This window comes from Streptomyces sp. NPDC006430, from assembly GCF_040612395.1.
Taxonomy (GTDB): Bacteria; Actinomycetota; Actinomycetes; order Streptomycetales; family Streptomycetaceae; genus Streptomyces.
Map to the genome: position 1 here is coordinate 1 of NZ_JBEXQA010000067.1, position 14,779 is coordinate 14,779.

Genomic DNA, 14,779 nt, shown 5'->3' on the forward strand with positions numbered 1-14,779 from the left:
GCCTCGGCGTAAGCAGCCCGTGTCACATTGGCGGCGGCGGCCAGATCGGCAGGCGGTGCGAACCGCCGCTCCTCCTTGAGCAGATTGGCCAGGCTCTCGCTACTCAACTTGGTACTCCTCTTGGGGTGTTGCTTCAACAGAAGGGTGTGGTGGATCGGAAACGGGTGTCGCGGACGGCTCAGCTGGCGCCGATGCCCGTCAGGGAGCGGATCTCCAGCTCGGCGTGCTTCTCCTCGCCGCGTTCCTCGGGTCGCGACAGCACCGTCCCGAGCCAGCCGAGCAGGAAGCCGAGCGGAATCGAGATCAGGCCGGGGTTCTCCAGCGGGAAGAGGTGGAAGTCCGCGCCGGGGAACATGGAGGTCGCCTTGCCCGAGACCACCGGGGAGAACACCACCAGCAGCACGGAGGTGGCGAGCCCGCCGTAGATGCTGCTCAGAGCGCCCACGGTGTTGAATCGCTTCCAGAACAGGCTGTAGAGCATCGTCGGCACATTGGCGGAGGCCGCGATCGCGAAGGCCAGCGCCACCAGGGCGGCCGTGTTGAGCTTGTCCGCGAACATGCTCAAGGTCACCGCGACCGCTCCGATCGCCACTGCCGACCAGCGCGCCACCCGCACCTCCTGCTTCTCGCTGGCCCTGCCCTTGCGGATGACGTGGGCGTACAGGTCATGGGCGAAGGAGGCCGAGGAAGCCAGGGTCAGTCCGGCCACGACGGCAAGGATGGTGGCGAAGGCAACGGCCGAGATGACGGCGAGCAGCAGGGCTCCGGTCGTGCTCGCCGGGCCGCCGCCGAGCTCCTCGGCGAGCACCAGTGCGGCGGTCGTGCCGGCCGGGTTGGACGCCTTGATCGCGTGCGGGCCGATCAGTGCCGCGGCGCCGAAGCCGAGCGCGATGGTCATCAGGTAGAAGACGCCGATGACGGCGATGGCCCAGTTCACCGAGGTGCGCGCGGCGCGGGCCGTGGGGACGGTGTAGAAGCGGACCAGGATGTGCGGCAGACCGGCCGTGCCGAGGACGAGGGCGAGGCCGAGGCTCACGAAGTCGAGCCGGGTGAGCGAGCTGATGCCGTACTTCAGCCCCGGTTCGAGGAAGGCGTCACCCTTGCCGCTGGCTTCGGCCGCCGAGCCGAGCAGCGCGGAGAGGTTCCAGCCGAAACGATTCATCACCAGCACGGTCATCAGCAGCGCGCCGGCCATGAGCAGGCCCGCCTTGATGATCTGCACCCAGGTCGTGCCCTTCATCCCGCCGATGGTGACGTAGAGGATCATCAGGGCGCCGACACCCAGAATGATCCACCTCTTGGCGCCGTCGCCGGAGACCCCCAGCAGCAGCGCGACCAGCGAGCCCGCGCCCACCATCTGGGCCAGCAGGTAGACGATGGAGACCACGATGGTGGAGACGCCGGCGGCGGTACGGACCGGGCGCTGCCGCATCCGGAACGCGAGGATGTCCGCCATGGTGAACCGGCCGCTGTTGCGCAGCGGTTCGGCGACGAGCAGCAACGCCACCAGCCACGCGACCAGGAACCCCACGGAGTACAGGAAGCCGTCGTAGCCGAAGAGCGCGATGGAGCCGGTGATGCCGAGGAAGGAGGCGGCGGACATGTAGTCGCCCGAGATGGCGAGACCGTTCTGGAAACCGCTGAACGAGCGCCCGCCGGCGAAGAAGTCGGTGGCGTCCCTGTTCTTCCTGCCGGCCCAGATCGTGATGCCCAGGGTGACGGCGACGAAGAGCAGGAAGAGGGCGATCGTCATCGTGCGGTTCTGCGAGGCGTTGGACGAGGCGAGTGCGCCGGTCCCCAGGAGTGCGTTGCCGTTCACGCGTCACCTCGCGCGGGGACCGTGTCGAGCCGCAGCGAGTCGGCCAACGGGTCGAGCCGGGACTTCGCGTACCGCGTGTAGAGCCAGGCGATCAGGAACGTGGAGGCGAACTGTGCCACGCCCAGCAGCAGGGCGACGTTCACGTTCCCCATGAGCTTGGTGGCCACCACGTGCGGTGCGTAGGTGCACAGCAGCACGTAGGCCACGTAGAAGAGCAGGAACGCCCCGGTCATCGTGAAGGCGAACTTCCGGAAACGGGTACGCAGTTCGGCGAAGGTTGCGGATTCGCCTGTCTCGGCGTACTGCGACGTCTCAAGCAGTTCGGTTGGGCTGGACATGGAACTCCGTTGCGTACGGGTGAGTTGAGCGAGTGGACAAGGGCTGTTGGTGCTCAGTGGGAGACGCGGGCCGTGATGCGCCCCCGCACGCTGACCGGCCATGGCGAATCGTCGGGCGGCACCATGGGCGGCGCGGTGGTACGTCGGCAGTTGTGCCCGGTTCCGGCGCCCGAGAGCGCTCCGCCGGCCGTGCGGCCCGTGGCCAGGGTGTACAGGGCGCCGAGGCTGAGCAGGAGCGCGCAGGAGAGGACGACGATGACGACGACGGCAGCGTTCCTGCCGCGCTGCTGGTGGCAGGCGGGGGTGGGCGCGCAGGGTGCCTGGAGCCAGACTGCCGGCGCCCAGTACACCTGCGGCGGCGGTGCCGCAGCTGCAGTCGGCGTTGCGTCGGACGACTCCTCGGACGCTGCCGGTGGAGTACCGGCACATGAGGTCGGCGGTGTGGTCGTCATGGTGCTCCCCGTGATGCGAAGTGCGGCAGTCCCCGTCGGGCCCCGTCCTGAGGGTGACCCGGCCTGACCGTGCGGCGGATGCCTGGGCGTGGGGGACCTGCCTGGGCGGTGAGCGGTCCGGGCGTCGGTGCCCATGGGGCCGGGACGCCGCGACTCACCGCAGCTCTTGGTCCGATCTCACCAGCGCACGACGAGTTCTGGCCAGCATTACGCACCGTAAGGTCTAGATCTTTCGGCCGGGGTGCGTGTTCTTTCGGTGGGGCCTTTCGGGTCCCGTCACCGCCGCAGGGGGCTGCTGCGGCTCTTGCGGCCCGCTGCCGATGAGCGGGCCGGGAGCTTCACCCGCCGGCCCCGGCCCTCCGGTCGGATCAGGCCTTTTCCGGCGCCGTCATGTCGATCAGGCGGCAGACCGTCTCGATGTCTATCTTGACCTGGGCGATGGAGGCACGGCCCGACAGCCAGGTGATCAGGGCCGAGTGCCAGGTGTGCTCGATGACCCGGACCGCGGAGAGCTGCTGCGCCGTCGGCGGGGCGTCCAGGCCCATCGCGTCGAGGATGATCGCCGTGGTCAGCCGGGACACCGTGTCCACCTCGGGGCTGACGCTCCGATCAGCGAACGTCAGCGCGCGCACCATCGCGTCGGCGAGGTGCGGTTCCCGCTGGAGGGCACGGAAGGCCCGCATGAGCGTCTCCGCGACCCGGGCCGCCGGGTCCTCGGCCGCCGGGGGACGCTTGCGCAGCGTCGTGTGCATGTGTTGGAGCTGGTCCTGCATCGTGGCCACGAGCAGGTGCACCTTGGACGGGAAGTACCGGTACAGCGTGCCCAGTGCGACCCCGGCCGCCTCCGCGACCTCCCTCATCTGGACGGCGTCGAAACCGCCCCGGCTGGCCAGCTGGGCGCTGGCGTGCAGGATCCGGCGGCGGCGCGCCTCCTGGCGCTCCGTCAGGGCAGGGCCCGCCGTCGTGGCGACGGCTTTCACATCCGCTGTCATCTGACCCGTTCCATGGCGTTCCGTGTCGTGGTGGCGCTGGCTTCCGTGCTGTTCGCGTGTCGATCCGCGGCCAGCATGCCAGGCGCCGGAGCCGTGGCGTGAATCACCTGCTCCACCTCTTACGGTGTGGTTTCCGGCCGGTAGATTCAATGGTCTTCAACGGATCAAGTCTGAAACTTGTTCTACATTATCCGAGCGGTTACGCTCCGGCGAAAGTGCAGGGAGATGGGGGCCGAGAGTGACCGCTGAGGCCATGATGACGAGCCCCTTCACGGGAGCCACCACCGACGGTGACCGCCCGTTGCGCATCGCACTCCTCACCTATAAGGGGAACCCGTTCTGCGGGGGCCAGGGCGTCTACGTCCGGCACCTTTCGCGGGAGCTCGTGCAGCTGGGACACTCCGTCGAAGTCATCGGCGCACAGCCGTACCCGGTCCTCGACACCGGTGCCACGCTCACCGAACTGCCGAGCCTCGACCTGTACCGGCAGCCCGACCCGTTCCGTACGCCGGGACGCGGGGAGTACCGGGACTGGATCGACGCGCTGGAGGTCGCCACCATGTGGACCGGCGGATTCCCCGAGCCGCTGACCTTCTCGCTGCGGGCCCGGCGCCACCTCGCCGCCCGCGCCGGCGAGTTCGACGTCATCCACGACAACCAGACGCTCGGATACGGCCTGCTGGCCGACCTCGGCGCGCCGCTGGTCACCACGATCCACCACCCCATCACCGTCGACCGGCAGCTCGACCTCGACGCCGCCACGGACCGCAAGAAGCGCCTCTCGGTGCGGCGTTGGTACGCCTTCACGCGCATGCAGGGACGCGTCGCCCGCCGGCTGCCGTCCGTACTGACCGTCTCGGGCTCCTCCAAGCAGGAGATCGCCGAGCACCTGGGCGTGCGGGACGAGCGCATCCACGTCGTCCACATCGGCGCCGACACCGACCTGTGGTCGCCCGACGCGTCCGTCGCCGAGGTGCCCGGGCGGATCGTCACCACCTCCAGCGCGGACGTCCCGCTCAAGGGGCTCGTCCACCTCGTCGAGGCGCTCGCGAAGCTGCGCACCGAGCGGCCCGACGCCCACCTCGTCGTCGTCGGCAAGCGCGCCGAGCAGGGCCCCGTCGCCCGTGCGATCGACTCGTACGGGCTCCAGGACGCGGTCCGCTTCGTCAAGGGCATCACCGACGCCGAGCTCGTCGACCTGGTGCGCAGCGCGCAGGTCGCCTGCGTGCCCTCGCTGTACGAGGGCTTCTCGCTGCCCGCCGCCGAGGCCATGGCCACCGGCACCCCGCTGGTCGCCACCACCGGCGGTGCCATCCCCGAGGTCGCGGGCCCCGACGGCGAGACCTGCCTGGCGGTGCCGCCCGGTGACGCCGGCGCGCTGGCCGCCGCACTGGGCCGGCTGCTGGGCGACGCGCACCTGCGGGCCCGCCTCGGTGCCGCCGGGCGCGAGCGGGTGCTGACCCGGTTCACCTGGGCCAGAGCCGCCGAGGGCACCGCCGCGCACTACCGCGCCGCCATCGAGCAGGCGGCCGGCCGTACCCGCCGCGCTCGGTGATCTCCTTCCGCTCCATGTCCCCCTCCCCCCTCCACCCCCGCGACCGCGAAGGCAGGACCCCGTGCTGACCGTCGATTTCTCCCGGTTCCCGCTCGCCGCAGGCGACCGTGTGCTCGATCTGGGCTGCGGCGCCGGCCGGCACGCCTTCGAGTGCTACCGGCGCGGCGCACAGGTGGTCGCGGTCGACCGCAACGGCGAGGAGATCCGCGAGGTCGCCAAGTGGTTCGCCGCCATGAAGGAGGCCGGTGAGGCCCCGGCCGGCGCCACCGCCACCGCCATGGAGGGCGACGCGCTGGCCCTGCCGTTCCCCGACGAGTCCTTCGACGTCGTCATCATCTCCGAGGTGATGGAGCACATCCCCGACGACAAGGGCGTGCTGGCGGAGATGGTCCGCGTCCTCAAGCCGGGCGGTCGCATCGCCATCACCGTGCCGCGCTACGGCCCGGAGAAGATCTGCTGGGCGCTGAGCGACGCGTACCACGAGGTCGAGGGCGGACACATCCGCATCTACAAGGCCGACGAGCTGCTCGCCAAGATGGAGGCCGCGGGCCTCAAGCCGTACGGCACGCACCACGCGCACGGGCTGCACTCCCCGTACTGGTGGCTCAAGTGCGCCTTCGGCGTCGACAACGACAAGGCGCTGCCGGTCAAGGCGTACCACAAGCTCCTGGTCTGGGACATCATGAAGAGGCCGCTGGCCACGCGGCTGGCGGAGCAGGCGCTCAACCCGGTCATCGGCAAGAGCTTCGTGGCGTACGCGACCAAGCCGCACCTTCCTGTGGGCGCAGCGAAGTGAGCTCGCCCGGACGTACGGAACGCCTGGTCCTGGACGGTGTGCTGACCGTCGACGAGGCAGCCGCCACGGTGGCCGGCATCCTGGCCGCACAGCGCTCGGACGGGGCCATCCCGTGGTTCCGCGGACACCACCTCGATCCGTGGGACCACACCGAGGCCGCGATGGCGCTGGACGCGGCGGGCGAGCACGCGGCGGCGGAGCGGGCGTACGACTGGCTGGCCCGGCACCAGAACGCGGACGGCTCCTGGTACGCGGCCTACGCCGACCGGCCGGACGGGGTGGACACCGCCACCGCGCAGGACGCGAGCCGGGAGAGCAACTTCGTCGCGTACATAGCGGTCGGGGTCTGGCACCACTACCTGGCCACCGGCGACGACCGGTTCCTGGACCGCATGTGGCCGGCCGTCCACGCGGCGACCGAGTTCGTGCTCGGACTCCAGCAGCCGGGCGGCGAGATCGGCTGGAAGCGGGAGGCCGACGGCGCGCCCGTCACCGACGCGCTGCTGACCGGCTCGTCCTCGATCCACCAGGCACTGCGGTGCGCGCTGGCGATCGCCGAGCACCGCGAGGAGCCGCAGCCGGACTGGGAGCTGGCGGCCGGCGCCCTCGGGCACGCGATCCGACGGCACCCGGAGCGGTTCCTGGACAAGTCCCGGTACTCGATGGACTGGTACTACCCGGTGCTGGGCGGGGCGCTCACCGGCACGGAGGCCGCGGCACGGATCGACGCGCGGTGGGACGAGTTCGTCGTCCCGGACCTCGGGGTGCGGTGCGTGTTGCCGAACCCCTGGGTGACGGGCGGGGAGTCCTGTGAGCTCGCCCTCGCGCTGTGGGCCATGGGCGAGTCGGACCGCGCCCTGGAGATCCTGCGGTCGATCACGCACCTGCGGGCGGACAACGGCATGTACTGGACGGGCTACGTCTTCGAGGACCAGGCGGTGTGGCCGGTCGAGCAGACGACCTGGACCGCCGGGTCGCTGCTGCTGGCGGTGGCCGCGCTCGGCGGTGACGAGGCCACCGGGGCGGTGTTCGGGGGGCTGGAGCTGCCGTCCGGGCTGGAGCCGGACTGCTGCGGATAGGGGTTCGGGCGGGGCCGGGCCGCTGAGAGCGGCGAACCCGAACGGGTCCCCCAAGTGGCGGAGCCCGAGGGCCCGGGTGACGCTGCGGGAGACACCTCACTCCCCGGAGGAAACCGTGTCCATACCCAGTACCGTCCGATTCCGCCGCGCCTTCACCGCGTTGCTCCTGTCCGGCTCGCTGCTCGCCGGGGCCACCGCCTGCGGCAACGGAGGCAGCGGCAGGGGCGGCAGCGAGGACGTGTCCCTGTCCGTGCCGGCGGCGCCGGCCGCCGACGTCGAGGCGGCAGCGGCAGCGGCAGCGGCGGAGACGCAAGCGGCCGAGGCAGTCGCGGCGGAGGAGGTGGCGGCGCTCGCCGCCGAGCCCACGCCGAGCACCTCCGCCGAGAAGCAGAAGTTCGCCAAGACGCGTTTCATCGCCAACGCGGGACTCGCGGCCGGGGCGACGTACCAGTGGATCGTCAAGCCGTACCGCGAGGGCAAGTTCAAGAAGGGCGCCGAGGGCCGTACGTTCGCCCTCATCAAGGCGGGCCTGGCCGGTGCCTTCGCGTACAACCGGCTGAAGGCGGCGGCGGAGAACGCCAAGGGCGACCCGTTGCTGTCCAAGGCGGTGGCTCCGCTGACGGCGGGCATCGCGTCCCTCAAGGGCCTGGGCACCAAGCTGCGCCAGGGAGATGCCGGCGACGCCGACATCAGCTCCTTCCAGGACGTCATCAACGGGGTCAAGGACGCCGGCAAGAGCGCGGGCGCCGTGGTGGTCGAGAAGGTCCCCAGCGTCTCCCAGTTGGGCGGGTAGCCCTTCGCACCCCCGCAGGCCGGACGGGCGCGGTCGCCGGTCCGGCCTGCTTCAATGGGCGGATGATCGATTTCTTGGTGGCCCTGGCCGCTGCCGCCGGGGTCGGGTGGCTCGTCCGGCGCAAGCAGCGGCAGCGGCTCGCCGCCGGGAGCCCGGAGGGGATCCCGTGCATGGCGCGGCACCCGGCCGGTGCGGGCCGCTGGCGGATGGGCCGGGTCTTCCCCGGCCCCGCCGGGGCCCGTTGGGTGCCCCGGCGCGGGGAGCCCGTGCCCCTGTCCGGGGGCCGGGCCACCGGGGTGCGGGCGCCGTCCGTGCGGGAGGGCATCTCCATCAACCCCGGATCGCGGATCGTGGCCTGCACGTACGAGAACGGCGGGAGCATCGAGATCGCCGTCATGCCGCTGGACCTACGGGAGTTGCTGGAGGCCGTCCCGCAGGCCGATGCGGACGGGTCGGCCGGGTCGGACGCGGCGACCGGACCCGCTTAGCTGTTGAGTTCGGCCAGGACGCGCAGGGTGTGCGGGTCCGGGGCCGTCAGGAGCAGGTCGGTGACCGGGCCCTTGCGCCACAGCTCCAGGCGTTCTGCGATCCGCTCGCGCGGCCCGACCAGGGAGATCTCGTCGGCGAACGCGTCCGGGACGGCGAGGACCGCCTCCTGCCTGCGGCCGGCGAGGAAGAGTTCCTGAATGCGGCGGGCCTCCTGTGCGTATCCCATGCGGGCCATCAGATCGGCGTGGAAGTTGCGAGCCGCGTGGCCCATGCCGCCGATGTAGAAGCCGAGCATCGCCTTGACGGGCAGCAGACCTTCGGCGACGTCGTCGCAGACCGCGGCCCGGACCATCGGGGCGATCACGAATCCCTCGGGCAGGTCGGTGAGCGAGGCCCGGTAGACGTCGGTACGGGTCGGGGACCAGTACAAGGGGAGCCAGCCGTCCGCGATGCGGGTGGTCTGGGCGATGTTCTTCGGTCCCTCCGCGCCCAGCAGTACCGGCAGGTCCGCCCGCAGCGGGTGGGTGATGGACTTCAGCGGCTTGCCGATGCCGGTGCCGTCCTCGCCGCGGTACGGGTGGCTGTGGAAGCGGCCGTCGAGGGTGACGGGCCCCTCGCGGCGCAGCACCTGGCGGACCACGTCCACGTACTCGCGGGTCGCCGTGAGGGGGCTCGCGGGGAACGGGCGGCCGTACCAGCCTTCGACCACCTGCGGGCCGGAGAGGCCCAGGCCCAGCATCATCCGGCCGCCGGAGAGGTGGTCCAGGGTGAGGGCGTGCATGGCGGTGGCGGTGGGGGTGCGGGCCGCCATCTGTGCGATGGCGGTGCCGAGGCGGATGCGCGAGGTGTGCGCGGCGATCCAGGTCAGCGGGGTGAAGGCGTCCGAACCCCAGGCTTCGGCGGTCCACACCGAGTCGTAGCCGAGGTTCTCCGCCTCGGTGGCGAGGTCGAGGTGGGCCGGGTGGGGGCCGCGGCCCCAGTAGCCGAGTGCGAGTCCGAGGCGCATGTACGTCCCCTCCGCGATGCCGAAGTCCTGCCACAGCCGTATCTGACGATGCGTCAGGCGACTGTAGGGCAACGGCCCCCCCGCCCGGAAGGGCGGGGGGGCCGTCGAGGCACTGCACCGGTTGGCGCGGGGTCAGCCGCGCTGGATGCCCGAGGTGTCGTTCAGGACGCCGCGGCGGCCGTCCTGGGTCTGGGCGATCAGCGTGTCCGCGCCGCGCTGGTCCACGGCCAGGTACCAGGTACCGGGCGCGAGTTCGGCGATCGGGGTGGGGGAGCCGTCCTCGGGGAAGAGGGGGCGGGCCACCGGGACCGCGAACCAGAACGGGGTGAAGTCCGCCGCCGGGGCGGGCGCCGCGCCCTGCGGGCCCGGTGCCGGGGTCGGGGTGCCGCCGTACGGCGGGACCGGCTGCGGGGTGGCCCCGTAGGGCTGCTGCTGGCCGCCGGGGTAGCCGTACCCGGTGCCGGGCTGCGGCTGGCCCCCGTACGGCGCGGGCGCCGCGGGCCTCGGCTCCGGCACCAGCCCGCCGGCGAGCGCCGGGATCTTCGCGCCCGCGACGGCCACACCGGCCAGCGCGAGGGTGGCCAGGAAGGCGATGATGCAGCCCGCGCCCAGGTCGGCGCCGCTCGGGCTGGTGATCAGCGACCAGAGGGAGGACCATGCGGCCGCGACCGCGAGCACCGTCCCCCATGCCGCCAGGGGCAGGCCGGCGAGCTTGGGGCCCTCCGGCTGGAGGCGGCCGGCGACCAGCAGACCGGCCGCGATGAAGCCGAGCAGGAAGATCGTGGGAAGCGCCAGACGGTAGACGTCGGTGTCCCACACGCTCGGCAGGTCGAGGCCGGTTGCGGAGTAGAAATCGAGGAACGAGGCGATGAACAGCAGCGCCGCTGCTCCGATCACCACGCCGTCGCCTCGAGTGAGGGAGCGGATGTTCACGTCTTAGGTGTCCTTCTCGGTCTCGGTCGTCTCGTGGTGCCGCGGTCGCACGCGCAGGAGCGGGGCGGGCGGGACCATGGTACGGAGGTTCCCCGCGGCCGAGAGGATCGGGGCGGCAGGCTGTCCCTGTGGGACTACCCGCCCAAGAAGCCGACGATGCCGTCCGCGATGCCCTGGGCCGCCTTCTGCCGCCACTGTGGACTGGTCAGCAGCGCCGCGTCCTTGGCATCACGCATGTTGCCGCATTCGATGAACACCTTGGGCCGGGTAGAGAGGTTGAGTCCGCCGAGGTCGTCGCGGACGACCAAACCCGTACCGCCACCGAGGTAGTTGGCGGGAGCCGAGCCGGTGGTCCGGGCGAAGTTCGAGGCGATCCGCTCGCCGAGCGACCGCGAGGGTTCGACGATCTTCGCGGTGTCCGCGGCGCCGCCCTTGACCTTGGCCGGGAGGATGACGTGGTAGCCGCGGTTGCCCTCGGAGACCCCGTCCGCATGGACCGACACCACGGCATCGGCACCCGCCTCGTTGCCGATGCGGGCACGCTCGTTGATGCAGGGGCCCCACGGCCGGTCGGCCTCGTGGGTGAGGACCACCTTCAGGCCCTTGGCCTCCAGGACGGTGCGCAGTCGGCGGGACACGTCGAGGGTGAACTCGGCTTCCATGTAGCCGGAGTTGGTGGTGGTTCCGGTGGTGTCGCACTCCTTGCGGTTCGTGCCGATGTCGACCTTCTGGTCGATCTCGGAGGTGTGCTTGAAGTTGCCCGTGTTGTGGCCGGGGTCGATGACGACGGTCCGGCCAGCGAGCGGGCCCTTGGCGGAGGCGCTGGGGCCCGGCGTCGTGGGGGGCGTGGCGGCCGAGGTCTGTGGGGCGGCCGAGGCGTCCGTGCCGGAGGCGGCCGGCATCACGATCCGCGGCGGCCGGGCGTCGTCCGCCCCCGCCCCGGTCGTCACCTGGACGAGGACCCACCCGGCCAGGGCGGTCGGGGCGAGTACGGCCGTTCCGACCGCGAGGGCGGAGCGGCGCGCGAACCACCGCCGCTCCGGGCTGACCGAGGAGGCGGGCTCGGGGGCTGGGGTGCTGTCGTCGTAGCGCACGTCGCGATGCTAGACCGGCGGTCCGCCGCCGGCGCGGACCCTGGGCCATCCGGGGGCGTGGTGCGTTTATCCGCTTATACGGGGGCCCGGCCGCGCCCCCGCAGGGCGTTGGGCGGGCCCCTGCGGGCCCGGCCCGGCGTGAGGTGGTCGCCCTCAGATGCCCGGGGCGACGCGGCGCAGGACGCGCAGCGAGTCCGTCACCGAGACCTCTTCGAAGGCGCCGGAGGCCAGGGCGCGCAGGTAGATCCGGTACGGGGCCTGGCCGCCGTCGGCCGGATCGGGGAACACGTCGTGGATGACGAGCGTGCCGCCCTCGGCGACGTGCGGGGCCCACCCCTCGTAGTCGCCGGTGGCGTGCTCGTCGGTGTGGCCGCCGTCGATGAAGACGAAGCCGAGCTTGCCGCCCCAGGTCGCGGCGACCTGCGGGGAACGGCCCACGATCGCGATGACGTGGTCCTCCAGCCCGGCCCGGTGCAGGGTGCGGCGGAAGGTGGGCAGGGTGTCCATCAGCCCGACCTCCGGGTCCACCACGGACGGGTCGTGGTACTCCCAGCCGGGCTGCTGCTCCTCGCTGCCCCGGTGGTGGTCGACCGTGACGGCGGCCACCCCGGCCTCGCGGGCGGCGTCGGCCAGCAGGATCGTGGAGCGCCCGCAGTAGGTGCCGACCTCCAGCAGCGGCAGCCCCAGCGCCCCCGCCCCGAGGGCGGCCTCGTACAGGGCGAGGCCCTCGCGTACGGGCATGAACCCCTTGGCGGCCTCGAAGGCGGCGAGGGTCTCCGGCTTGGGGGTGGCCATGGTTCCTCCGGCGGTGGGGGCGGTAGTGCGTGGGCGCCCATGCTGCCCTACCGCCGGGTAGCGGTCCACGCCGGGTCCGGGTGCGGTGCCGCTGCGGGGGTTCCGTCCCCCGGACCCCCCTCCCCGACCGGGGGCCGCGGCACTCCGGCCGGCCGGTCGTACTCGAACCACACCGTCTTGCCGGTGGAGGTCGGGTGGCAGCCCCAGCGGTCGGTCACGGCCTCGACCAGCAGCAGCCCGCGGCCGTCCTCGGCGAGCGCGTCGCCGCCGCGTACGGGGTGCGGCGGGCGGGGGTCCGCGTCGGTGACCTCCACCCGCAGTCCCTCCGGGCGGCACAGGATGAGCACCGAGCAGGCCCGGCCGGGGACGTGCCGGACGACGTTGGCGACCAACTCGGTCAGCGCCAGCTCGGCGGCGTGGGCCAGCCCGGCCAGGCCCCAACTGGTCAAGTAGATCCTCAGGATGCGGCGTACGTGCCGGGCCGAGTGTTCACTGACGGTGAAGTCCATCCGGTAGCTGCCGTCAATTTCCCCAGGAGAGCAGCGAGTTACGTGATTCATGTCACCAGGGTGGAGAAGGGTGGTTACGCTCGGCTACGGGCTGAAACGAACGCCGCACCGCGTGAACTTGGGGAGACCGCCTCATGGTCAACATCCGCGATCTGGATCCCAGCGCCTCTCCGCTGGACTACTACGGCTCGGAACTGCGCCGCCTGCGGGAGGACGCCGGGCTGAAACAGAGCCAACTCGGGAACATCGTCTTCTGTACGGCCTCCCTCATCGGCCAGGTCGAAACGGCGAGGAAGGTGCCGACCCGGGACTTCTCCGAGCGCGTGGACGCGGCGCTCGACACCGGCGGGGTGTTCTCGCGCCTGGTGGGGCTGGTGCTGCGCAGCCAACTACCGGCGTGGTTCCAGGCGTACGCGGAGATGGAGGCCAAGGCGGCATACATCTCGACGTACCAGGCACAGCTGGTCTACGGCCTGTTGCAGACCCCGGAGTACGCGCGTGCGGTGCTGGGCGTACGCACCGAGGAGGACCTCGACGCCAAGGTGGCCGCCCGAATGGAGCGGCAGCGGATACTCGACCGTGAGAACCCGCCACTGATGTGGGTCGTGCTGAGCGAGGCCGTACTGCACCAGGAGATCGGCGGTCGGGAGGTCATGCGGAACCAACTCGCCCACTTGTTGGCCCTACGGAGGCGCGAGTGGGTGCAGGTACAGATCCTGCCTTTCGAGGCGGGCGCCCATGTAGGACTGGATGGCTCGTTTACCGTCCTGCGGTTCGACGACGACCCGGACCTCGTCTATACCGAGGACTTCGTCCAGGGCCATATGACGGCCAATCCACAAGCTCTCAGGGAGGGTTATCTCCGTTACGATCACCTCCAGGCCGCCGCCCTCTCGGTGGAGGACTCGGCGGCGTTGATCGCCCGCGTCATGGAGGAACGCTATGGAGACCATCCAGAACCTGACAGGCGCACGGTGGCGTAAGTCCTCGTACAGCGGCACCACGGGCGGTGAGTGCGTCGAGTGCGCCCCGCTCGGCGCCGCCGTCTGGCGCAAAGCCTCGTACAGCTCCGACACCGGCGGCGAATGCGTCGAGGTCGCCGCGCAGCCCTGCCGGATCGCCGTCCGGGATTCCAAGAACCCCGACGGACCCGTCTTCACCGTCAGCCCCGCCGCCTTCTCCGCCTTCGTGAGGACCGTCTAGGGGTGGATCGCTCAGGGCCCTCGGACCCGGTGCGCGTGGGGCCGTTCCGTACGGTCGGGGTGCTCGGGCAGGGCGCATGGGCCGCGTCCTGCTCGGTGCCGGGCCCGACGGGCGGCTCGTCGCGGTCAAGCAGGTGAACGACCGGTTCGCGGGGACGGCCGCCGACGTGGACCAGGCGGCAGCTGATCAACGGTAAAAGGTTCTGGATCCGCACCGGCATCCCGTGGCGGGACCTCCCCGTCGAGTACGGGCCGAGGGGGCGGGTGTACGACCTGTTCCGCCGGTGGCGGCGGGACGGCACCTGGCATCGGATCTTCACCGTGCTCCAGGCCCAGGCTGACGCGAAGGGGCTGATCATCTGGGACATCAACGTCGACTCCACGGTGCGCCGGGCCCACCAGCACGCCGCCGGGGCGAGGGAAAAGGGGAACTGCAGAAGGAGCCGCCTGGCGGCGTCACCATCGAGCCGGACGACCACGGGCTCGGGCGCTCGCGTGGCGGTCTGGCCACCAAGCTGCACCTGGCCATCGAACAGGGCCAGAACCCCATGTCCAACCGCGCTTACCTGCTGCTGCGCGGGATCCGCTGCACCATCCCGGACGAGGCCGATCAGTCGCGCAATCGTAAGAAACGCGGCTCACGCGGCGGCCGGCCGCCGAAGTTCGACCCGCAGGACTACAAGGCTCGGCACGCAGTCGAGTGCGGCATCAACCACCTCAAGAGGCACCGCGACGTGGCCACGAGGTACGACAAACTCGCGGGTCCGCTACGAGGCGACCGTCCTCGTGGCGGCCATCGACGAACGGCTGTGACCAGCACATTCAATAGACACCTAAGGGCTTGCAGGAAATCAAGGTGTTGCTTCCCGTTCCGGGGCTCGTTGTTGTGGTATGCGCATCCCGGACGAGACTCGTGACCAACTCTGC

Annotated in this window: 16 protein-coding genes and 2 pseudogenes; 9 read left to right on the forward strand and 9 right to left on the reverse strand. The window is 71.3% G+C overall.

The window, feature by feature from the left end:
• Positions 1-178 precede the first annotated feature (178 nt).
• The 4 genes from ABZZ20_RS36110 to ABZZ20_RS36125 all read right to left on the reverse strand — a co-directional run bounded on the left by ABZZ20_RS36110 (position 179) and on the right by ABZZ20_RS36125 (position 3,601).
• On the reverse strand, positions 179-1,753 hold the full coding sequence (locus tag ABZZ20_RS36110; protein ID WP_356877194.1) for a cation acetate symporter: 1,575 nt from the start codon (positions 1,751-1,753) through the stop codon (positions 179-181).
• Between the two features lie 62 nt (positions 1,754-1,815).
• The gene (locus tag ABZZ20_RS36115; protein WP_356877168.1) at positions 1,816-2,157 is read right to left on the reverse strand and encodes a DUF485 domain-containing protein; all 342 of its coding nucleotides are present in this window, start codon (positions 2,155-2,157) and stop codon (positions 1,816-1,818) included.
• A gap of 53 nt (positions 2,158-2,210) precedes the next feature.
• The gene (locus ABZZ20_RS36120; RefSeq protein ID WP_356877170.1) at positions 2,211-2,609 is read right to left on the reverse strand and encodes a hypothetical protein; all 399 of its coding nucleotides are present in this window, start codon (positions 2,607-2,609) and stop codon (positions 2,211-2,213) included.
• Positions 2,610-2,977: 368 nt separating this feature from the next.
• Positions 2,978-3,601 carry a TetR family transcriptional regulator gene (locus tag ABZZ20_RS36125; protein WP_356877172.1) on the reverse strand — a complete coding sequence of 208 codons (624 nt, stop codon included), beginning with the start codon at positions 3,599-3,601 and terminating at the stop codon, positions 2,978-2,980.
• A gap of 238 nt (positions 3,602-3,839) precedes the next feature.
• On the opposite strand from ABZZ20_RS36125, the gene ABZZ20_RS36130 reads away from it, so the two are divergent.
• From ABZZ20_RS36130 to ABZZ20_RS36150, 5 genes are all read left to right on the forward strand, one after another.
• Complete coding sequence (locus tag ABZZ20_RS36130; RefSeq protein ID WP_356877174.1) at positions 3,840-5,156, forward strand: glycosyltransferase family 4 protein; 1,317 nt, start codon at positions 3,840-3,842, stop codon at positions 5,154-5,156.
• Between the two features lie 61 nt (positions 5,157-5,217).
• Positions 5,218-5,952, forward strand: coding sequence for a class I SAM-dependent methyltransferase (locus ABZZ20_RS36135; RefSeq protein ID WP_356877176.1), 735 nt, complete (start codon positions 5,218-5,220; stop codon positions 5,950-5,952).
• A complete protein-coding gene (locus tag ABZZ20_RS36140) occupies positions 5,949-7,031 on the forward strand; it encodes a prenyltransferase (RefSeq protein ID WP_356877178.1) in 1,083 nt (360 codons plus the stop codon). The genes ABZZ20_RS36135 and ABZZ20_RS36140 overlap by 4 nt, the downstream gene beginning before the upstream one ends.
• Positions 7,032-7,152: 121 nt before the next feature.
• Positions 7,153-7,824, forward strand: coding sequence for a hypothetical protein (locus ABZZ20_RS36145; protein WP_356877196.1), 672 nt, complete (start codon positions 7,153-7,155; stop codon positions 7,822-7,824).
• Positions 7,825-7,886: 62 nt separating this feature from the next.
• Positions 7,887-8,312 carry a hypothetical protein gene (locus ABZZ20_RS36150; protein WP_356877180.1) on the forward strand — a complete coding sequence of 142 codons (426 nt, stop codon included), beginning with the start codon at positions 7,887-7,889 and terminating at the stop codon, positions 8,310-8,312.
• On the opposite strand, the gene ABZZ20_RS36155 is transcribed toward ABZZ20_RS36150, so the two are convergent.
• The 5 genes from ABZZ20_RS36155 to ABZZ20_RS36175 all read right to left on the reverse strand — a co-directional run bounded on the left by ABZZ20_RS36155 (position 8,309) and on the right by ABZZ20_RS36175 (position 12,701).
• Positions 8,309-9,319, reverse strand: coding sequence for an LLM class F420-dependent oxidoreductase (locus ABZZ20_RS36155; RefSeq protein ID WP_356877198.1), 1,011 nt, complete (start codon positions 9,317-9,319; stop codon positions 8,309-8,311). The two genes, ABZZ20_RS36150 and ABZZ20_RS36155, sit on opposite strands and share 4 nt — an antisense overlap.
• Positions 9,320-9,451: 132 nt before the next feature.
• Positions 9,452-10,252 (reverse strand): hypothetical protein, encoded by an 801-nt coding sequence (locus ABZZ20_RS36160; protein ID WP_356877182.1) that lies wholly within the window; start codon positions 10,250-10,252, stop codon positions 9,452-9,454.
• A 134-nt stretch (positions 10,253-10,386) separates the two neighbouring features.
• On the reverse strand, positions 10,387-11,346 hold the full coding sequence (locus tag ABZZ20_RS36165) for an N-acetylmuramoyl-L-alanine amidase (protein WP_356877184.1): 960 nt from the start codon (positions 11,344-11,346) through the stop codon (positions 10,387-10,389).
• 153 nt (positions 11,347-11,499) lie between these two features.
• A complete protein-coding gene (locus ABZZ20_RS36170) occupies positions 11,500-12,141 on the reverse strand; it encodes a class I SAM-dependent methyltransferase (RefSeq protein ID WP_356877186.1) in 642 nt (213 codons plus the stop codon).
• 47 nt (positions 12,142-12,188) lie between these two features.
• Positions 12,189-12,701, reverse strand: coding sequence for an ATP-binding protein (locus ABZZ20_RS36175; RefSeq protein ID WP_356877188.1), 513 nt, complete (start codon positions 12,699-12,701; stop codon positions 12,189-12,191).
• Positions 12,702-12,784: 83 nt separating this feature from the next.
• Here ABZZ20_RS36175 and ABZZ20_RS36180 point away from each other — a divergent pair, with 83 nt between their 5' ends.
• The 4 genes and pseudogenes from ABZZ20_RS36180 to ABZZ20_RS36195 all read left to right on the forward strand — a co-directional run.
• A complete protein-coding gene (locus ABZZ20_RS36180; RefSeq protein ID WP_356877190.1) occupies positions 12,785-13,633 on the forward strand; it encodes a helix-turn-helix transcriptional regulator in 849 nt (282 codons plus the stop codon).
• Entirely contained in the window at positions 13,593-13,853 is a 261-nt protein-coding gene (locus ABZZ20_RS36185; protein WP_356877192.1) for a DUF397 domain-containing protein, read from the forward strand. The genes ABZZ20_RS36180 and ABZZ20_RS36185 overlap by 41 nt, the downstream gene beginning before the upstream one ends.
• A 206-nt stretch (positions 13,854-14,059) precedes the next feature.
• Positions 14,060-14,110 (forward strand): annotated as a pseudogene (locus ABZZ20_RS36190) (hypothetical protein); the annotation flags it as partial.
• Positions 14,111-14,173: 63 nt separating this feature from the next.
• A pseudogene (locus ABZZ20_RS36195) lies at positions 14,174-14,379 on the forward strand (IS5/IS1182 family transposase); the annotation flags it as partial.
• Positions 14,380-14,779: the final 400 nt, after the last annotated feature.

Coding starts and splice junctions, on each gene's coding strand:
- ABZZ20_RS36120 (WP_356877170.1), bottom strand. CDS start 2,609: ATGACGACCACACCGCCGACCTCATGTGCCGGTACTCCACCGGCAGCG.
- ABZZ20_RS36115 (WP_356877168.1), bottom strand. CDS start 2,157: ATGTCCAGCCCAACCGAACTGCTTGAGACGTCGCAGTACGCCGAGACA.
- ABZZ20_RS36150 (WP_356877180.1), top strand. CDS start 7,887: ATGATCGATTTCTTGGTGGCCCTGGCCGCTGCCGCCGGGGTCGGGTGG.
- ABZZ20_RS36170 (WP_356877186.1), bottom strand. CDS start 12,141: ATGGCCACCCCCAAGCCGGAGACCCTCGCCGCCTTCGAGGCCGCCAAG.
- ABZZ20_RS36175 (WP_356877188.1), bottom strand. CDS start 12,701: ATGAATCACGTAACTCGCTGCTCTCCTGGGGAAATTGACGGCAGCTAC.
- ABZZ20_RS36185 (WP_356877192.1), top strand. CDS start 13,593: ATGGAGACCATCCAGAACCTGACAGGCGCACGGTGGCGTAAGTCCTCG.
- ABZZ20_RS36125 (WP_356877172.1), bottom strand. CDS start 3,601: ATGACAGCGGATGTGAAAGCCGTCGCCACGACGGCGGGCCCTGCCCTG.
- ABZZ20_RS36155 (WP_356877198.1), bottom strand. CDS start 9,319: ATGCGCCTCGGACTCGCACTCGGCTACTGGGGCCGCGGCCCCCACCCG.
- ABZZ20_RS36110 (WP_356877194.1), bottom strand. CDS start 1,753: ATGACGATCGCCCTCTTCCTGCTCTTCGTCGCCGTCACCCTGGGCATC.
- ABZZ20_RS36180 (WP_356877190.1), top strand. CDS start 12,785: ATGGTCAACATCCGCGATCTGGATCCCAGCGCCTCTCCGCTGGACTAC.